At 68.5% G+C, this 16,810-nt stretch carries 13 protein-coding genes; 7 read left to right on the forward strand and 6 right to left on the reverse strand.

The window, feature by feature from the left end:
* Positions 1-23: 23 nt before the first annotated feature.
* Both C5B90_RS07815 and C5B90_RS07820 read left to right on the forward strand, forming a co-directional pair.
* The gene (locus tag C5B90_RS07815) at positions 24-1,022 is read left to right on the forward strand and encodes a Zn-ribbon containing protein (RefSeq protein ID WP_115880382.1); all 999 of its coding nucleotides are present in this window, start codon (positions 24-26) and stop codon (positions 1,020-1,022) included.
* Between the two features lie 344 nt (positions 1,023-1,366).
* Complete coding sequence (locus tag C5B90_RS07820) at positions 1,367-3,970, forward strand: DEAD/DEAH box helicase (RefSeq protein ID WP_115880384.1); 2,604 nt, start codon at positions 1,367-1,369, stop codon at positions 3,968-3,970.
* A gap of 113 nt (positions 3,971-4,083) precedes the next feature.
* On the opposite strand, the gene C5B90_RS07825 is transcribed toward C5B90_RS07820, so the two are convergent.
* On the reverse strand, positions 4,084-4,770 hold the full coding sequence (locus C5B90_RS07825) for an Sjogren's syndrome/scleroderma autoantigen 1 family protein (RefSeq protein ID WP_115880386.1): 687 nt from the start codon (positions 4,768-4,770) through the stop codon (positions 4,084-4,086).
* 206 nt (positions 4,771-4,976) lie between these two features.
* On the opposite strand from C5B90_RS07825, the gene mdh reads away from it, so the two are divergent.
* Positions 4,977-5,891, forward strand: a complete 915-nt coding sequence (gene mdh / locus C5B90_RS07830) for a malate dehydrogenase (RefSeq protein WP_115880388.1) — start codon at positions 4,977-4,979, stop codon at positions 5,889-5,891.
* Positions 5,892-5,955: 64 nt separating this feature from the next.
* Here mdh and C5B90_RS07835 read toward each other — a convergent pair whose 3' ends face one another.
* Entirely contained in the window at positions 5,956-7,695 is a 1,740-nt protein-coding gene (locus C5B90_RS07835) for an excinuclease ABC subunit C (RefSeq protein WP_115880390.1), read from the reverse strand.
* A 143-nt stretch (positions 7,696-7,838) separates the two neighbouring features.
* Between C5B90_RS07835 and C5B90_RS07840 the strand changes: the two genes are divergently transcribed.
* Positions 7,839-9,353: a methyl-accepting chemotaxis protein gene (locus tag C5B90_RS07840; RefSeq protein ID WP_115880392.1), complete on the forward strand. Its 1,515-nt coding sequence runs from the start codon at positions 7,839-7,841 to the stop codon at positions 9,351-9,353.
* Positions 9,354-9,385: 32 nt separating this feature from the next.
* Here the strand turns inward: C5B90_RS07840 and C5B90_RS07845 are convergent, their stop codons facing one another.
* Entirely contained in the window at positions 9,386-9,922 is a 537-nt protein-coding gene (locus tag C5B90_RS07845) for a VIT1/CCC1 transporter family protein (RefSeq protein WP_115880394.1), read from the reverse strand.
* 106 nt (positions 9,923-10,028) lie between these two features.
* On the opposite strand from C5B90_RS07845, the gene C5B90_RS07850 reads away from it, so the two are divergent.
* The 3 genes from C5B90_RS07850 to C5B90_RS07860 all read left to right on the forward strand — a co-directional run bounded on the left by C5B90_RS07850 (position 10,029) and on the right by C5B90_RS07860 (position 12,388).
* On the forward strand, positions 10,029-10,304 hold the full coding sequence (locus C5B90_RS07850) for a hypothetical protein (protein ID WP_115880396.1): 276 nt from the start codon (positions 10,029-10,031) through the stop codon (positions 10,302-10,304).
* Between the two features lie 183 nt (positions 10,305-10,487).
* Complete coding sequence (locus tag C5B90_RS07855) at positions 10,488-11,468, forward strand: ABC transporter ATP-binding protein (RefSeq protein ID WP_115880398.1); 981 nt, start codon at positions 10,488-10,490, stop codon at positions 11,466-11,468.
* Positions 11,465-12,388, forward strand: coding sequence for an ABC transporter permease (locus C5B90_RS07860; protein ID WP_115880400.1), 924 nt, complete (start codon positions 11,465-11,467; stop codon positions 12,386-12,388). The genes C5B90_RS07855 and C5B90_RS07860 overlap by 4 nt, the downstream gene beginning before the upstream one ends.
* 63 nt (positions 12,389-12,451) lie before the next feature.
* On the opposite strand, the gene ligA is transcribed toward C5B90_RS07860, so the two are convergent.
* The 3 genes from ligA to C5B90_RS07875 form a co-directional block, all read right to left on the reverse strand.
* On the reverse strand, positions 12,452-14,551 hold the full coding sequence (gene ligA / locus C5B90_RS07865) for an NAD-dependent DNA ligase LigA (protein ID WP_115880402.1): 2,100 nt from the start codon (positions 14,549-14,551) through the stop codon (positions 12,452-12,454).
* A gap of 133 nt (positions 14,552-14,684) precedes the next feature.
* Positions 14,685-16,037: a cytochrome P450 gene (locus tag C5B90_RS07870; protein WP_115880404.1), complete on the reverse strand. Its 1,353-nt coding sequence runs from the start codon at positions 16,035-16,037 to the stop codon at positions 14,685-14,687.
* A 94-nt stretch (positions 16,038-16,131) separates the two neighbouring features.
* The gene (locus C5B90_RS07875) at positions 16,132-16,785 is read right to left on the reverse strand and encodes a helix-turn-helix domain-containing protein (RefSeq protein WP_115880406.1); all 654 of its coding nucleotides are present in this window, start codon (positions 16,783-16,785) and stop codon (positions 16,132-16,134) included.
* Positions 16,786-16,810 lie beyond the last annotated feature (25 nt).

Genomic DNA, 16,810 nt, shown 5'->3' on the forward strand with positions numbered 1-16,810 from the left:
CCATCCGGCGCCAACATCCATCAATGCCACATCAATGCACCACGTGCGGTAAGGTGTTCCCCGACGGCTCGAAGGAGATGCTCTCGGGGTGCCCGAGCTGCGGCGGCAACAAGTTTCAGTTCAAGCCCGCGTCGAGCGGGAGCGCTCCCGCGAGCGCCAGCGACGACACGCCGTCGACGGGCGGCGCCGGAACGCGGGACCTGACTTCCTCGGCGGCCGACGCCGTCCGAGACCGCGCGCAGCAGCAGTCCCACCCCGACGCGACCGACGAGGAGTCGATGACCGTCAGCGACTGGGCAAACGCGAATGCGAACCCGGACGCCCCACAGCGAACCGAGACCGGCGACGCCGCCGACTCGACGCAGAACGAGCCATCGCCGACCGACGTGGCCGACGCAAGTGACGCGGCTGACGCGGCCGACGCGGGTGGCGAACCCGAAGACAAACCCCGCGGTTGGGGCGAGTGGCCGTCTGCGCCCGGCGAGTCTCCGGGAGCAGACCCGCAGGAGCCCCCAGCGTCGCGGAACGAATCCCGAGGTGAGTCCGCGACGGAGCGACCTAGTGGCCCGGCGGACTCGGCTTCGCCTCCGGACCGCGCGCCCGGTAAAATCAACGCGCGCGAGACGGACGAGGACAACTCCCAGAAGAGCGCCCGAAGCGACGTCGTCACGCCCGAAGAACTCGCGGCCGCCGACGCGAACCGACGCGGCCCGGCGGCCGAGACGCCGTCCGAAGCGCCCCCCGCCCCCGACGCGGCGGCCGACCAGCCCGCCGACGCCACGCCCACTGACGCGGACGGCACGGTCATCGAGCCGTCGTCCGACGAGCGACCCAACCTGGACCAGCTCCGCGAGGAGCTCAACGACCAGTTCGAGAGCATCAAAATCGTCAATCCCGGTCAGTACGAGCTCAATCTCATGGAGCTGTACGACCGCGACGAGTACATCATCTCGCTCCGCGAAGACGGCCGCTACGTCATCGAAGTCCCGGACTCGTGGGGTCCCGGCAACCGCGAAGACTGAGCGCGCGTTCCGCGCCCGCCCGACTTCTCACCCCGTTGTTTCCGGTGGAACGCCGACCGCCCGGTCTCGCGTACGAGTTCGTCCGTCGAATCGGCACAATCGTTATATACAATAGTTGAGAGTATATCTCCTTGGGGAAGCGCTATGTCCAATCCGCACAACGAAAAGGTCGCCGAGTGGGCGTCGCTCCTCGGAGCGTCGCTCCCGTCCGCGCGACCAGACGACCCCGAACTCGACACCGCCGACAGCGCGGGGTAACGACCGCCGCGGTTTCCACCGGCGGACTGCTTTACTTTCACCCCGCTCTGCGAACCCTTATCGGCGAGGACGAGTAATCGTCACCGATGTCGGCCTCCGAGGACGTTGCGTACGTGGACCATCCGTTACTCGCGCCGTCGTTCATTGAGCGACGGCTCTATCAAATTCGCCTCGCCGGTACCGCGCGCAACGGCCACACGCTGGTCTGTCTCCCCACCGGTCTCGGGAAGACGACCGTCAGCCTGCTCGTCACGGCCCAGCGACTCTACGACGTGGGCGGGAAGTCGCTGTTTCTCGCGCCGACGAAGCCGCTGGTCCAACAGCACGCCGACTTCTACCGCGAGGCGCTGAACGTCCCCGACGACGAAATCGTCGTCTTCACCGGGGACGTTCGGCCCGACGACCGGGCCGCGCTCTGGCAGGAGGCCCAGATCGTTATCGCCACGCCGCAGGTCATCGAAAACGACCTCATCGGCAACCGCATCTCGCTTCGGGACGTGACGCACCTCACCTTCGACGAGTGCCACCGCGCGAGCGGCGACTACGCCTACGTCTACATCGCCGAGCGCTACCACGCCGACGCCGAAGACCCGCTCGTCACGGGGATGAGCGCCTCGCCCGGCGGCGACGAGGAGGCCATCCTCGAAGTCTGTGAGAACCTCGGTATCGTCGACGTGGAGGTGATGACCGAGGAGGACGCCGACGTGTCGGAGTACACCCACGACACGGACGTGGAGTGGAACCGCATCCAACTCCCAGACGAGATTCTGGAGATACGCGACGCCCTCAACGAGGTCATCACCGACCGCCTGGAGAAACTCAAGCAGTTGGGCGTCACCAAATCGACGAAGCCCGACATCTCGCAGAAGAAGCTCAACCGGATGCGCGCGGAGCTACAGCGACTGATGAACGCCGACAAGTCGGAGGGCTACAAGGGCATGTCCACGCACGCGGAGGTGATGAAGCTCCGCCGGGCGGTCGAACTCGTCGAGACCCAGTCGGTCGAGTCGGTCCGGCGGTACTTCGAACGCCAGCGCAACGCCGCCCGGTCGTCGGGCGCGTCGAAGGCCAGCCAGCGACTCGTCGCCGAACCGAAGGTCCGCGAGGCGATGCGGAAAGCCGAGTCGTTCGACGGCCTCCACCCGAAGTTCAGGAAGACGCGAATCCTCCTCGCGGAGACGCTCGGCATTCAGGACGGCGAGCGGGTCATCGTCTTCACCGAGTCCCGCGACACGGCCGAGGCGCTCACGGAGTTCCTCTCGGAGAGCTTCTCCGTCCGGCGGTTCGTCGGACAGGGCGACCGCGAGGGCTCCGACGGGATGACCCAGAACGAACAGCAGGAGACCCTCGACAAGTTCCGAAACGGCGAGTTCGAGGTGTTGGTCTCGACTTCCGTCGCGGAGGAGGGACTCGACGTGCCCGAGGTCGACCTCGTGCTCTTTTTCGAACCCGTGCCGACCGCCATCCGGTCCATCCAGCGGAAGGGGCGGACCGGCCGGCAGGCCGACGGCCGGGTGGTCGTCCTCCTCGCGGAGGACACCCGCGACGAGGCGTATTTCTGGATATCGCGCCGCCGCGAGAAGACGATGCAAAACGAACTTCGCGACCTCAAGGGCGCGGCCGACGACCTCGAAGCCGAACTCGACCCCTCCCAGCGCGACCTCTCGGCGTTCGCGGGAGACGACGGCAGTTCCGCCGGCAACGCGGGGAGTTCCACCGGAAACGAGGGGGTTGACGCCGCGACCGAGAACGGTGCAAACGGGACATCGGCCGCCGCGTCGTCCGCCTCGAACGGACAGACCGCGGCCGCCGCGACGACCGACTCGGACGGGCAGTCCGGCCTCGCCGACTTCGGTCCCTCGGACGAGGAGTTGGCGCGGGCGGAGGACGGCGACGAGGGGTCCGCTGATGGAGACGGCGACGAGGAGTCCGCTGATGGAGACGGGGTGGCCGATTCGGATGCGGACCCCTCGTCGGCATCCGAAGGTGACGAGACGGGCGAACCGGCGACCATCGCCACGGCGGGAACGGACGACGAGGACACCGTCGAAATCGTCGTCGACCAGCGCGAACTCGATTCCAACATCGCCCGCACCCTCTCGAAGCGCGAGGACCTGACGACCAGACTGGAGACGCTCGCGGTCGGCGACTACGTCCTCTCGGACCGCGTCGCGGTCGAGCGAAAGAGCGTCTCCGACTTCCTCGACACGCTCACGGGCGGCGACCGTTCGATATTCGAACAGGTCGCGGACCTCACGCGCCACTACGCCCGGCCGCTTCTCATCATCGAGGGCCGCGACCTCTACGAGGAGCGCAACATCCACCCCGGCGCGATTCGTGGGGCGCTGTCGTCGGTCGCGGTCGATTTCAACGTGAGCGTGCTGTTCACCGAGGACGAAGACGACACCGCGGAGATGCTGGCGACCATCGCCACCCGCGAGCAGACGGACCGCGAGCGCACCGTGAGCGTCCACGGCGGCAAGAGCGCGAAGACGCTCGACGAACAACAGGAGTACGTCGTCTCCGCCATCGCGGACATCGGCCCGGTCACGGCGCGGACGCTGCTCGAAGCGTTCGGGAGCGTCGAGGCGGTGATGACTGCCAACGAGGACGACCTCAAAGAGGTCCGCGGCGTCGGTCAAGTCACCGCCGAGCGAATCCGCGAGGTCGTCGGCTCGGAGTACCGCTGAAGCGCCGATGAGAACGAGTGCGCCGCCTCAAAACAGAGGGGCCGCAGTGTGGCGAGTTTCACCGCCGAGAGCGATGGCGGTACGCCGGTCGCCGGTCGCCGGTCGCCGGTCGCTTATCGGTCGAGCGCGGAGATAGCCTCGGCGGCTTCGCGCGCGGCGGTCAGATACTCGGTCGCACGGCGCGGGTCGTCGGTCGACTCGGCGCGCTCGGCGGCCCACGTCAGCGTCCGCACGAGCGACTCGCGCGCGTCGGTGACGTCGCCGGCGACCTCACGGCGCGCACGCCGCTCGGTCCCCTGCTCGCCCGAAGTTCGGGACTGTGGTGCTGCGGCGCGTCCGTTCGTTCCGGTGGGGTCGTGGCGTGCCTCGTCGGCGACGCGGTTTCCTCCGACCTGCTCCGGTTGCCGCGCTCCGGCCTGCGGTCGCTCAGTTCCCGGTGTTCCGGCGTCGGCGCTCGTCGCGTCGGCTGCGTCGGCCGTTTCTGCGGACTCGGTTGCCCTGCCAGACGAGGCCTCGACCCCGGCCTCGCTCGCATCGGCTTCGACGGCCGCCTCGGCGGCCTGCTCGGCGTCTTGGTCCGCGTTCGACGCAACCTGCCCCTCGGCCTGACAGGTCGGGCAGAACACCTGGTCCTCGTAGCGGAACAGGGGGTCGCCGCAGTTGTCGCAGTGCTTGTTCGTCATCGTCGCGCCCTTGAGGAGCAACTCGCTCATGCGCTGGGTCGACTGGCGCTTCTTCTCGTCTCGCTCGTACTTCTCGCGAAGTCGCTGCCGCTCTGCTTCCTTATCGAAGTCGCTCATGTGCGTGTGGACGCGACGTGCGTCGAAAAACCCCACGGCGTCGTTCGGGTGGTTCCGTCACCGGCGGTTTCACCGGCTCTCGCGCCCGACGCCACCCCGCCGCTGTCGGTCGAAATTCGACGACTGACGAACAGATAATCGACAGACGGCGCTTCGGTGTCCGTTCCGAAACGTTTACTCGGAATCCACAGCCTGGTTAATGTGGTATGACGAAAGTTAGCGTGATTGGTGCGGCCGGGACGGTCGGCGCCGCGGCTGGGTACAACCTCGCGCTTCGCGATGTCTGTGACGAACTCGTGTTCGTCGACATCCCGAAGATGGAAGACAAGACGGTCGGACAGGCGGCGGACACGAACCACGGCATCGCGTACGACTCCAACACGGTCGTGACGCAGGGCGGCTACGAGGACACCGCCGGCTCCGACGTGGTCGTCATCACGGCGGGCATCCCGCGGCAGCCGGGACAGACCCGTATCGACCTCGCGGGCGACAACGCCCCCATCATGGACGATATCGGCTCCTCGCTCGCGGAGCACAACGACGACTTCGTCTCCATCACCACGTCGAACCCCGTGGACCTGCTCAACCGTCACCTCTACGAGACGGGCGACCGCGACCGCCACAAAGTCATCGGCTTCGGCGGCCGCCTCGACTCCGCCCGCTTCCGCTACGTGCTGAGCCAGCGCTTCGACGTGCCGGTCAAGAACGTCGACGCGACCATCCTCGGCGAGCACGGCGACGCGCAGGTTCCGGTCTTCTCGAAGGTCCGCGTCGACGGCAACGACCCCGACTTCTCCGCCGACGAGAAAGAAGAGATTCTCGGCGACCTCCAGGAGTCCGCCATGGACGTCATCGAGCGCAAGGGCGCGACCCAGTGGGGCCCGGCGACCGGCGTCGCCCACATGGTCGAGGCCGTCCTGCACGACACCGGCGAAGTGCTCCCCGGTTCGCTCGTCCTCGACGGCGAGTTCGGCTACGAGGACACCGCCTTCGGCGTCCCCGTCAAACTCGGCTCGAACGGCATCGAAGAGGTCGTCGAGTGGGACCTCGACGACTACGAGGCCGACCTCATGGACGACGCGGCCGAGAAGCTCCGCGACCAGTACAACAAAATCGCGTAAGCCGCTTCGGCTCGCTCGCGCGACGAATCCAATCCGTCTTTTTCACCCGAGCATCTGACGCCGCTCAGAGCCGCCGCTTCAGTTCGTCGGCCGTCTTCTCGCCGACGCCGGGCACGTCAGTCAGGTCCTCGACCGACGCCTCGCGCACCCCGTCGACGCTCCCGAACCGCGTGAGGAGCGCCCGGCGGGTCTTCTCGCCGACGCCGGGCACGTCGTCGAGGACGGTCTTCACCTCGTCGCGGAGCGTCTGGTGGTACTGGACGGCGAAGCGGTGGGCCTCGTCGCGGACGCGCTGGAGGACGTGCAGGTGCGGCGCGTCGTCCGGCCAGTCGAACGTCCGGTCGGGCGTGACGACCAGTTCGCGGTCCTTGGCGATGCCGACGGCGGGCACGTCCCAACCCGTCTCGTCGAGGGCGTCGAGCGCGGCGTTCAACTGCCCCTTGCCGCCGTCGATGAGGAGTAAGTCGGGGTCCGGGCGGTCGTCGCGGCCTTCCAGCGCGCGGGTCGCCCGCCAGCGGACGAGTTCGCGCATGTTCGCGTAGTCGTCGTTGCGCTCGGGGAGTCGCCGCCGGCGGTAGTCCGCGGTCTCGGCGCTCCCCTCGACGAAGCACACGTCGCTGCCGACGACGGCCTTGCCCTGCGCGTGGCTCACGTCGAAGCCCTCGATGCGGGAGACGCGGCGCACGTCGAGGTCGAGTTCGCGGGCGAGCGTGGCGAGGCCGTCGTCGCGGCCGGCGCGCCGGCGGGCGTTCTTCAGCGCGAGTTCGACCAGTTTCGCCTCGCGGCCCGCGCCGGGGACGCGGACGCCCACGCCCTCCGATTCGAGCCACGCGACCACGTCCTCGTCGTCGGGATGCTCCGAGAGGACGACCGCGTCGGGGAGTTCGCGCTCGGCGTAGAACTGCGCGAGGAACGCCGAGAGGACGGCGGCCGTGCGGTCCTCGCCCTCCGGTGCGTCGAGGTTGTGGCGGGTCCGGTCGACCAGTTGCCCGCGCTCGGCGTGGAGTCTGGCGACCGTCGCCGAATCGCCGCGGAGCGAGACGCCGAGCACGTCGATGGCGCGCTCGTCGGACTCCGACGAGACGGCGTCTTCGCCCGCGCCGTGGAACGACTCGACGACTTCCAGTCGGTCGCGGAGGTTGGCGGCGCGCTCGAACTCCGCGTCCTGCGCGGCCGCTTCCATCTCTCGGCGGAGCGGGTCGGCGAGGGCGCCCGTCTCGCCCTCGAAGAAGCGGACCGCCGACTCCACGTCCTCGCGGTAGTCTCGCTCCGAGATTTCGCCGGTACAGGGGGCCGTACACAGGCCCATCTCGTAGTCGAGACACGGCCGCGAGCGGTTCGAGTACTTGTGGTCCGAACAGCCGCGGAGGCCGTAGGTCTCTCGAATCGCCTTCACGACCGTCTCGACGCGGCCCTTGTCGGTGTACGGCCCGAAGACGGTCGCCGAGTCCTCGGGGTCGCGGGTGACCTCGATGCGCGGGACCGCGTGGGCCGTCAGCTGGACGAGCGGGTAGGACTTGTCGTCCTTCAGGCGGACGTTGTAGCGCGGTTGGTGGCGCTTGATGAGGTTGGCTTCGAGGAGGAGCGCCTGCGTCTCAGTGTCGGTAACGGCGAAGTCGATGTCCTCCGCCCGGTCGACCATCCGGGAGATGCGCTCCGAGCGAGGGTCCGCGTACGACCGGACGCGGGCGCGGATGTCGACCGCTTTCCCGACGTAGAGCACCGCGTCGCCGGCGACGAACTGGTACACGCCGGGGTCCGACGGAAGCGCGCTGGCTCGTTCGCTGACCGCGGCAGGGTCCATCTGGGGTGGCTTACCGCGCGAAGGGCTTGAGGCTGACGCGTCGACCGGGACGGCCGACTCGGCCATCCCGTCCGCCGTGACATTATCTAACTTGATAATCTGCTCGAAAGATACTCCTGTGATGCTCTGAAACGTGGCCTCTAATGTCACTTGGTATACTATCCCGCGTCCGTTCGTGGTTCGGTGAGGAGACTCCGTTACCAGACGGCGGAATCGTCGCCGGTTCCGCCACCGACGCGCCGGACCTGAACGTCGACGACGACGTACTGCTCGACGGCGTCGGCCTCCCGGCGTTCGTCCTCGACGAGCAGGGTCGAATCGCGGCGTGGAACGCCGGTGTCGAGTCGTTGACCGGCACGTCCGCAGACGCCGCGCTCGGCCGCCGCGACCTCGGTGATGCCTTCTACGGCGACTCCGCGGTCAGCGTGCTCGCGGGGCAGGTCCTCGACAACCCCCGCGACGCGGCGACACTCGACGGCGTGGAACTCGACGACCCCGACCGCCTGCTCTACGCCACAGAGGAGACGTTTGCGGACGTGAACGGCGACGACTGCCACGCCCGGCACACGGCGATGCCGCTCTACGAGGACGACGACCTCGTCGGCGTCCTCCAGACCGTCCGCAACCGCACGACTGAAGTCGAACGCCACCGCGAGGTCGCCGCGCTCGTCTCCGAGGTCGAGTCGACGCTGACCCAGCTGAGTCGGGGCAACCTGGGCGCGCGGGCGACGATAGACGAAAGCGGGGCCGTCGACGACCAACTCTACCTCGTCGTCGACGCGGTCAACGAGACGGCGCGCAACCTCTCGACGCTGGCGTCGAACGTCGAAGACGAGACCGAGACGGCGACCGCGGCGGTCACGCGGGCCGCCTCGGCGGCCGACGCCATCGTCGATAACGTCGAGGAACAGCGCGACCTCCTCGACGAGGGCGCGACCCAGATGCAGCAGTTCAGCGCGACGATGGAGGAAGTCGCCGCGACCGCCGACGAGGTCGACACGGCGGCCACGGAGGCGCGGCAGGCGACCGCCGAGGGCCGCGAGGCCAACAGCGAGGCGCGAGAGGCGACCGAGAGCGTCGTCACGATGGGCGACGAACTCGTCGACCGCGTGACCGAACTCGGCGGCCGCATGGACGACATCGAGGCGGTCGTGGAGGTCATCTCCGAGGTGGCCGAACAGACGAACCTGCTCGCGCTCAACGCGAACATCGAGGCCGCCCGGGCCGGCGAGGACGGCGACGGGTTCGCAGTCGTCGCAGAGGAGGTCAAGTCGCTCGCCGACGAGACGCGCCAGCACACCGAGGACATCACCGCGCAGATAGAGGACATCCAGTCGCAGACCGGCGAGGCGGTCCACGCGGCGACGGAGTCGAACGACCGCATCGAGCACGCCGACGACCGCATCTCCGAGATGCTGGCGGCGTTCGAGGAAATCGCCACCTCCATCGACACCGCCGCAGACGGCGTCGCGGAGGTCTCACGCGCGACCGACGAGCAGGCCGAGGCGGTCGAGGAACTGACCGCGACCATCGAGGACGTGCGCGACCGGACCGTCGAGACCGAGGGCGCGGTCGACAGCATCGTCAGCGCGACCGACGAGAGCACGCAGGCGCTGTCGTCGCTCGCCATGGAAGTCGAGGAACTGACGGGCAACTAGTCTCCCTAAAGCGAGCCAGACGCGCGTTCTTTTCAGGCGACGCCGGCGAGGAGGTTCCCAACCACGTAGGCGACCGTCGCGGCCGCCATCCCGACGACGAACATCTCGACGCCGTTGGCGAGCCACGAGCGGTTCGTCACGAGGCTCCGACTCGCGCCGACGGCGAAGAACGCCGCGGCGGTGACGGCGATGGAGACGGGAAACAGCGGTTCGAGCCGAAGCACGTACGGGAACAGCGGTGCCCATCCCGCGACGATGAAGGCGGCGAACGTCGCGGCGGCGGTTCTGACTGGTGTCTTCCCGTCGGTTCGGTCGTGGGCGTCGCCGCGGGCGTCGTGGTAGTCCTCCTCCGAGCGCTCTGAGAGGTAGTTGCTCATGCCCATCGAGAAGCCGTCGGCGAACAGGTTGGCGAACCCGAGGACGATGACGATGCTCGGGCTCAAAGACGCGCCCGCGACGCCGGCGACGACGGCGAACGTCGTGACGATGCCGTCGTTCGCGCCGTAGATGAGTTCCGGGAGGTACCGGCCCGACGACTCCACGTCGTCCCCGAGCAACGTCTCCAACATGCCGGAGTCGTACGCTCGCAGCGCGAATAAACGATAGGGGGCTTCCGGCGCGCCGCCCGGAGTCGATGCCGGCACGCGTAAGGGAACCCCGTCCGAACCACGGGCCATGAGCGACGACGACACGACGCGGCTCTGGTTGGTCGAGCGGTCCTACGACGACCGGGACCTCATCATCCTCATCTACGCGACGCCGGACGGCGAGTACGAACTCCGGAAGGAACTCGCCGCGGCCGTGATGCACCAGCGCCGGATGACCGTGACCGCCGCCATCGACGCGCCGACCGAGAACCTCGAACCCGTGGACGACGACGACCTGCGCGAGCGGTACGCGACGGAGGCCACGAAGATGGCCGACTCCCACGACCCCGACGACGAGGTCTGAGGCGACTTCGCCGACGCGGACGACGGGGGTCGTCGGCCGCCGATACTGGCCGTCGATGCCGACCGAACCGTCCGACTGCGACGGCTCGACTCTCCCGTCGAACCCCCGTCCTCGCACGGGAATGTTATCGCCCGTGATTTTTGCACCTAAAACCCTTTAACCCAGTGCGACGCAGGCCCGCCCATGGCCGCCATCGAACTGAACGGAGTGACGAAACGGTTTGAGGACGACGAGGGACTGTTCGATTCTCTCCTCCCGTCGTCCGACGCCGACGCCGTCACCGCCGTCGACAACCTCTCCTTTTCCGTCGCGGAGGGAGAGGTGTTCGGGTTCCTCGGTCCCAACGGTGCCGGAAAATCGACGACAATCAACATGCTTCTCGACTTCGTGCGCCCGACGAGCGGGTCCATCCGCGTGCTCGGACACGACGCACAGGCCGAGAGCGTGGCCGTCCGGCGTCGGACCGGCGTGCTCCCCGAGGGGTACGACGTGTACGACCGACTGACCGGGCGCGAACACGTCGAGTTCGCCATCGAGTCCAAGGAAGCCGACGACGACCCCGACGAACTGCTCTCCCGCGTCGGCCTCGACCCCGACGAGGCGGACCGCCGCGCCGGCGGCTACTCCAAGGGGATGTCCCAGCGCCTCGCGCTCGCCATGGCGCTCGCCGGGAGTCCAGACCTTCTCGTCCTCGACGAGCCCTCCTCCGGTCTCGACCCCGCCGGTGCGCGCGAGATGCGCGACATCGTCCGCACCGAGGCCGACCGCGGTGCGACGGTGTTCTTCTCCAGCCACGTCCTCGGACAGGTCGAAGCGGTCTGCGACCGCGTCGGCATCATGCGCGACGGCGAACTCATCGCCGAGGACAGTATCCGAGGTCTCCGCAACCGCGTCGACGCCGAGGCCGTCCTCCGAATCGACGTCGACGGCGACGCCGACCTCGACGCGGTCCGCGCGCTCGACGGCGTCTCGTCGGTCGAATCGGACGGTGGGCGACTCGTCGTCGGCTGTACTGACGACGCGAAGACGCGCGTCATCGAGGCCGTCGAGGCCGGCGGCGCGACCGTCGCCGACTTCGAGACCGACTCCGCGTCGCTGGAGGACATCTTCCTCGCGTACACCGAGGGCGACGACTCGGCCGACGAACCGGAGGTGACGGCATGACGCTCGAATCCGTCGCGCGCAAGGACTTCCGCGACGCCCTTCGGTCGCGGTGGCTCCTCGGGCTGACGCTGTTTTTCGCCCTCCTCATCGGCGGGTCGGCGGCGCTGTTCTACGGCGTCCTGCTCTCCGGTGCGGGCGCGAACTCCGAGACGCTGTTCGGCCTCACCACCGCCCCAGGCGGGCTGTTCAACTTCTCCTACGCGGGCATGCTCGGGTTCGTCCTCGCGCTCATCGCGCTCGTGACGGCCCACGGCTCGCTCATCGACGAGCGCGAATCGGGGACCATCAAGCTCCTGCTGTCGCTGCCGAACTCCCGGCGCGACGTGGTGTTCGGAAAGCTCGTCGGCCGCACGCTCGTCGTCATCATCTCGATGCTCGTCGGCTTCGTCGTCGCCCTCTTCGCGATGCTGTTCACCGGCGGGCAGGTCATGTTCGTCTCCTACGCGGGACAGGTCGCCCTCTCGGGGCTTCTCGCCACGGCGTTCGTCTCCATCGGTGTCTGGCTCTCGGCGACGTCGGCCTCCCAGCGACAGGCGCTGTTCGGCACCGTCGGACTGTACTTCATCTTCGCCGTCCTCTGGTCGACGGTCGCGACGGGCGTCCCGCGGCTCGTCAACTGGGTCATCGAGCAGCTCGGTCTCACCGCGCTGACCGCGCCGCAAATCGTTCAGATGCGTCTTTTCATCAAGTACCTGAACCCGCTTCGGGCCTACGAGACGCTGGTCGCGGAACTGTACGGCCCCGCCGTCGCAGCCCGCCTGTTCAAGGCCGGCTTCGCCGAGCGGCTCACCATCGAGCCGACGTTCACGGAGTCGCTTCCGTTCTACTTCACCGGGCCGTTCATCCTCGCCATCCTCCTCGCGTGGATTGTCGTCCCGCCGCTGCTCGGCTACCGGGCGTTCGAGAAGACGGACCTCTGAGGCGGAGACGCGGACTGCCGAGGCGATAGCGCCTGTGTCCGCGACTCCCACACCGACTGCCGACTATTCCGGCGGATACGCCACGCCGCGCTCCGCGAGCAGTTCCTCGAACTCGGTTTCCGTGAGTGTCGGCACGTCGTTCGCCTCCGCGTCGTCGCGCTTCGACTGGCCGGGGTTCTCGCCGACGACGAGGTAGTCGGTGTTGCCCGAAACGGAGCCCGTGACGTTGCCGCCGTGCGATTCGACGAGGTCCTTCACGTCGCCCCGGCTCGCGGCCAGCGTCCCGGTCACGACGAACGTCAGGCCGTCGAGTTCGTCGCCGCCCGATTCGACGGGTTCGGGGTCGACGCCGCGGTCGAGAAGCGCACGAATCACGGCGCGGTTGTCCTCGTTCTCGAAGAAGTCGCGGACGCGACGCGCCACCGTCTCACCCACGTCGGGAACCGTCGTCAGGCGTTCTTCGAACGCGTCGAACTCGTCTTCCTCGGCGTCGGCTTCGATGGGGAACGCCTCGATTGCGCCGAACTCGCGGGCGAGGCCGCGGGCGGTCGCCTCGCCCACTTCGGGGATGCTCAGGCCGACGAGGAACGAGTCGAGAGCGGGATTCGTCGAGTTCTCGACGGCGGCCACGAGGTTCTCGGCGCTCGTCTCGCCCCACCCCTCCAACTCGGCGAGGTCGTCGGCCGTCAGGTCGTAGAGGTCGGCGACCGTCTCGACGAGGCCGGCGTCCACGAGTTGGGAGACGCGCTCTTCGCCGAGGCCGTCGATGTCCATCGCGCCCTTGACCGCGAAGTGGCCGATGGAGGCCTCGCGCTGGGCCGGACACGACAGCCCGCCCGAGCAGAACGCCAGCGGGCCGTCGCGGTCCACCGCGCTCCCGCAGACCGGGCACTCGTCGGGGAACTCGTAGCTCCCGCCGCCGTCTTCGGTGACTTCGACCACCTGCGGAATCACGTCGCCGGCGCGCTTGACCCGGACTCGGTCGCCGACCGCGACGCCGAGAGCGGCTATCTCGTCGGGGTTGTGGAGCGTCGCCCGCGAGACGGTGACGCCGCCCACGTCTACCGGGTCGAGGATGGCGACCGGCGTGAGCCGACCCGTCCGTCCGACCTGCACGACGATGTCGCGGACGGTCGTCACCTCGTGGCGCGCGGGGAACTTGTAGGCGAACGCCCAGCGGACCGAGCGGCTCTTTTCGCCCAAGCGCTCGCGGGCGTCCCGCGAGTCCACCTTGATGACCGTCCCGTCGATTTCGTAGTCGAGGTCGTCGCGGGCGGCCTGCATCCGGTCGCGGTAGTCGATGGCCCCCTCAACGTCCTCGGCGCGCTCGATTCGGTCGGCGACGCGGAGGCCCCACTCGCGCAGGCGGTCGAGCGCCGCCCACTGGCTGTCGGGTCGCGCGCTCGCGTCGAGGATGTCGTAGAAGAACACCGCGAGCGGTCGGTCGGCGACGACCGAGGGGTCGAGGTTGCGGAGCGTCCCGGCGGCCGCGTTCCGGGGGTTGGCGAAGGCGTCCTCACCTGCCTCGACGCGCCGGGCGTTGAGGTCGCTGAAGTCGGATTTCGGCATGTAAATCTCGCCGCGGACGGCGAGTCGCTCGGGGTGGTCGCCGCGGAGCGACAGCGGCACGGTCGGAATTGTCTTCACCTGCGCGCTCACGTCGTCGCCGCGTCGGCCGTCGCCGCGGGTGGCCGCGCGCACGAACTCGCCGTCTTCGTAGACGACCTCCACCGAGAGGCCGTCGAACTTGGGTTCGCAGACGTAGTCGACGTCGCCGACTTCGCGGCGGACGCGCTCGTCGAACTCCCGGAGGTCGTCGGCCTCGGTGCTCTGGTCGATAGAGAGCATGGGTGCGACGTGTTCGACCGTCTCCAGCGCGTCGATAGGCTCGCCGCCGACGCGGTTCGTCGGGCTGTTGGTCGTGTCGAGGTCGAACGCGCCTTCGAGCGCGACGAGGCGGGAGAACAGCGCGTCGTAGGCCGCGTCGGAGACGAGCGGGTCGGCCTCGACGTAGTAGCGGTGGTCGTGTTCGCGGACGGCCTCGCGGAGGAGCGCGGCCTGCTCCTCGGCCGCTTCGCGCGAGAGCGACTCGGCGGGTTCGAACTCGGTCGGCGGGTCGCGGAGGTACGGGTTCGACTCGGCGTCGACGTCGGCGTCGCTCATTGGTTCGGGTGTCGGCCGGACGGCGGGTAAACGCTCCGGGGTGGCGGCGGGTGGGCCGGTGCGACCAGCAACGACGACGGCGGTCGAAACCGGGGTGAGACGTACGCGCCGCCGCCGCGATTCCCACCGGCGCTTACCGGCGGTTCACGACCATCTCGACCGACCCCTCGGGCCGGAGGGTAATCGAGGGGTCGAACGACAGGTCGTGAGTCGGGTCGACCGTCCACGACTGGGCAATCGTCGCCAGCGCGAGGCGCGCCTCCAGCATGGCGAAGCGGTCGCCGATACACCGGCGCGGGCCGCCGCCGAACGGGAAGTACGCGTACTTCGGAAGGTCGCGTTCGAACGCCGTCGTCCACCGACTCGGCCGGAATTCGAGGGGGTCGTCGTAGAACCGCGGGTCGCGGTGGAGCACCCACTGCTGGACCGAGACGGTCTGGCCGGGTTCGACGCGGTAGCCGCCGACTGTGTCGGGTTCGGCGGCCTCACGGATGAGTTCCCACACCGGCGGATAGACGCGCATCCCCTCCTTGACGACCTGCTCGGTGTAGGTCAGGTCGTCGAGGTCGCCGAAGCCGGGACGCTCGCCGTCGAGGACGGCGTCGAGTTCCTCGCGGAGCCTCGCCGCCTGCTCGGGGTTCGTCCCGAGGAGGTGGAGCGTGTAGGTGAGTGCCAGCGCGGTGGTCTCGTGGCCGGCGAGGAGGATGGTCACGAGTTCGTCGCGTATCTGCTCGTCCGGCAGGGGTTCGCCGTCGTCGTCGCGGAACGTCAACAGGAGCGAGACGATGTCGTTGGCCTCTGTGTCGGGGTCGTCGTCGCGGTGTTCCGTCACGATGCGGCCGACGACCTCGGTGAGGTCGTCCAGCGCCTGCTGATACCGGCGGTTACGCGGGGTGGGGACCCACCGCGGAACGTCAACCGGGCGCTTCATCGAGGTCGACGAGTAGTCCATGACGGTTTCGAGGGCGTCGCCGACGGCGGACTCCTCCTCGCGGATGTCCACGTCGAACAGCGTCTTCGCGGCGATTTCGACGGTGAGGCTCATCATGTCCTCGTGGATGTCGCGCGTCTCGCCGTCCTCCCACGACGACAGCATGCGCTCCGTGTACTCGACCATCACCTCGCTGTATCGCTGCAGCATCTGCGGGAGGAACGCCGGCTGCATCAGGTGGCGCTGCTGCCGCCAGAACTCGCCTTCGCTCGTGAGCAGGCCGTCGCCGAGGACCGCCCCGAGCGATTCCTGAAACAGTTCACCTTTGATGTACCGCTGGTTCTCCTGGACGAGGACGTGTTCGACGAGTTCGGGGTCGCTCAGCTGGTAAAACGAGATGCCGCCGATGTCGTACTCGGCGACCGGACCGTACTCGCGAGCGACTTCGGTGACGAACGCGAGCGGGTCGTCCGCGTACCGGAGGGTGTGGTGGACCACGGGCTTCGACGGAGGACTCGGCGGTCGTTCTCGACCGCGTTGCGTCGCTTCTGACATGGTTGAAGCTACGGGCGGAACCGGGATGGCGCTACTGCCGATGCCGGCCGGCCCTTTATATGGTGGTCCACCAAGTCGGCGCGCGACCGCGGGGTCATCCGAGGCGGTTCATCACGCGCGATTCGACTTTTCGGAGGTGTTCCGAGACGGTGCTCTGTGAGCAGTCGAGTTCGGCGGCGAGTTCCTCGACCGACACCCGCCGCGGGATGTCGTAGTAGCCGCGCTCGACGGCGGTGTCGAGCACTTCGCGCTGGCGGGCGGTGAGGTCAGCGCGGACGCCGCTGCGAACCGGTTCGTAGTCCGAGAGGCCGTCCACGCAGAACGCGTCGGTGAGCGAGTCGGGGAGCGACGCGACCGCGTCCGTGAGTTGCGCGTGGCTCCCGAGGACGTTGACGACGACGCCGTCGCGGGTGAGCCGAATCGGCGTGTCGAGAAGCAGGTCGTGTTCGTCCACGAGTTCGAGCAGCCGGCGCACGTCGTCGTCGGGTACGAGGTGGACGTGGCAGACGACGCCGCCGTCGGAAGTTTCGCCCGCGTCGAAATCGACGATATCGGGGTGGTCGGCCAGCCGCGCCTCGATGTCCGGCGGCGCGTCCTCGAGGACGCAGAGTTCGACCACGGTTCCGTCGGGCCGGAGCCGCAGGTCGCGAAGCTCCCCGCACGGGTGACGGCCGTCGACCGCGAACACGTCGTACGGGCTCCCGAACGGGTTCTCGTCGGCGTCGAAGTGGGCCCGGAGACACTTCATGGGTACTCCGACTCTCGTGCCGCCG

It is taken from the genome of Haloferax sp. Atlit-12N, from assembly GCF_003383095.1.
Lineage (GTDB): Archaea > Halobacteriota > Halobacteria > Halobacteriales > Haloferacaceae > Haloferax.

Excerpts from the sequence above, each read along its gene's own strand:
- C5B90_RS07855 (WP_115880398.1), top strand. The coding sequence starts at position 10,488 with ATGGCCGCCATCGAACTGAACGGAGTGACGAAACGGTTTGAGGACGAC.
- C5B90_RS07860 (WP_115880400.1), top strand. The coding sequence starts at position 11,465 with ATGACGCTCGAATCCGTCGCGCGCAAGGACTTCCGCGACGCCCTTCGG.
- C5B90_RS07875 (WP_115880406.1), bottom strand. The coding sequence starts at position 16,785 with ATGAAGTGTCTCCGGGCCCACTTCGACGCCGACGAGAACCCGTTCGGG.
- C5B90_RS07825 (WP_115880386.1), bottom strand. The coding sequence starts at position 4,770 with ATGAGCGACTTCGATAAGGAAGCAGAGCGGCAGCGACTTCGCGAGAAG.
- C5B90_RS07870 (WP_115880404.1), bottom strand. The coding sequence starts at position 16,037 with ATGTCAGAAGCGACGCAACGCGGTCGAGAACGACCGCCGAGTCCTCCG.
- ligA (WP_115880402.1), bottom strand. The coding sequence starts at position 14,551 with ATGAGCGACGCCGACGTCGACGCCGAGTCGAACCCGTACCTCCGCGAC.
- C5B90_RS07820 (WP_115880384.1), top strand. The coding sequence starts at position 1,367 with ATGTCGGCCTCCGAGGACGTTGCGTACGTGGACCATCCGTTACTCGCG.
- C5B90_RS07845 (WP_115880394.1), bottom strand. The coding sequence starts at position 9,922 with ATGTTGGAGACGTTGCTCGGGGACGACGTGGAGTCGTCGGGCCGGTAC.
- C5B90_RS07815 (WP_115880382.1), top strand. The coding sequence starts at position 24 with ATGCCACATCAATGCACCACGTGCGGTAAGGTGTTCCCCGACGGCTCG.
- C5B90_RS07835 (WP_115880390.1), bottom strand. The coding sequence starts at position 7,695 with ATGGACCCTGCCGCGGTCAGCGAACGAGCCAGCGCGCTTCCGTCGGAC.
- mdh (WP_115880388.1), top strand. The coding sequence starts at position 4,977 with ATGACGAAAGTTAGCGTGATTGGTGCGGCCGGGACGGTCGGCGCCGCG.
- C5B90_RS07840 (WP_115880392.1), top strand. The coding sequence starts at position 7,839 with ATGTCACTTGGTATACTATCCCGCGTCCGTTCGTGGTTCGGTGAGGAG.
- C5B90_RS07850 (WP_115880396.1), top strand. The coding sequence starts at position 10,029 with ATGAGCGACGACGACACGACGCGGCTCTGGTTGGTCGAGCGGTCCTAC.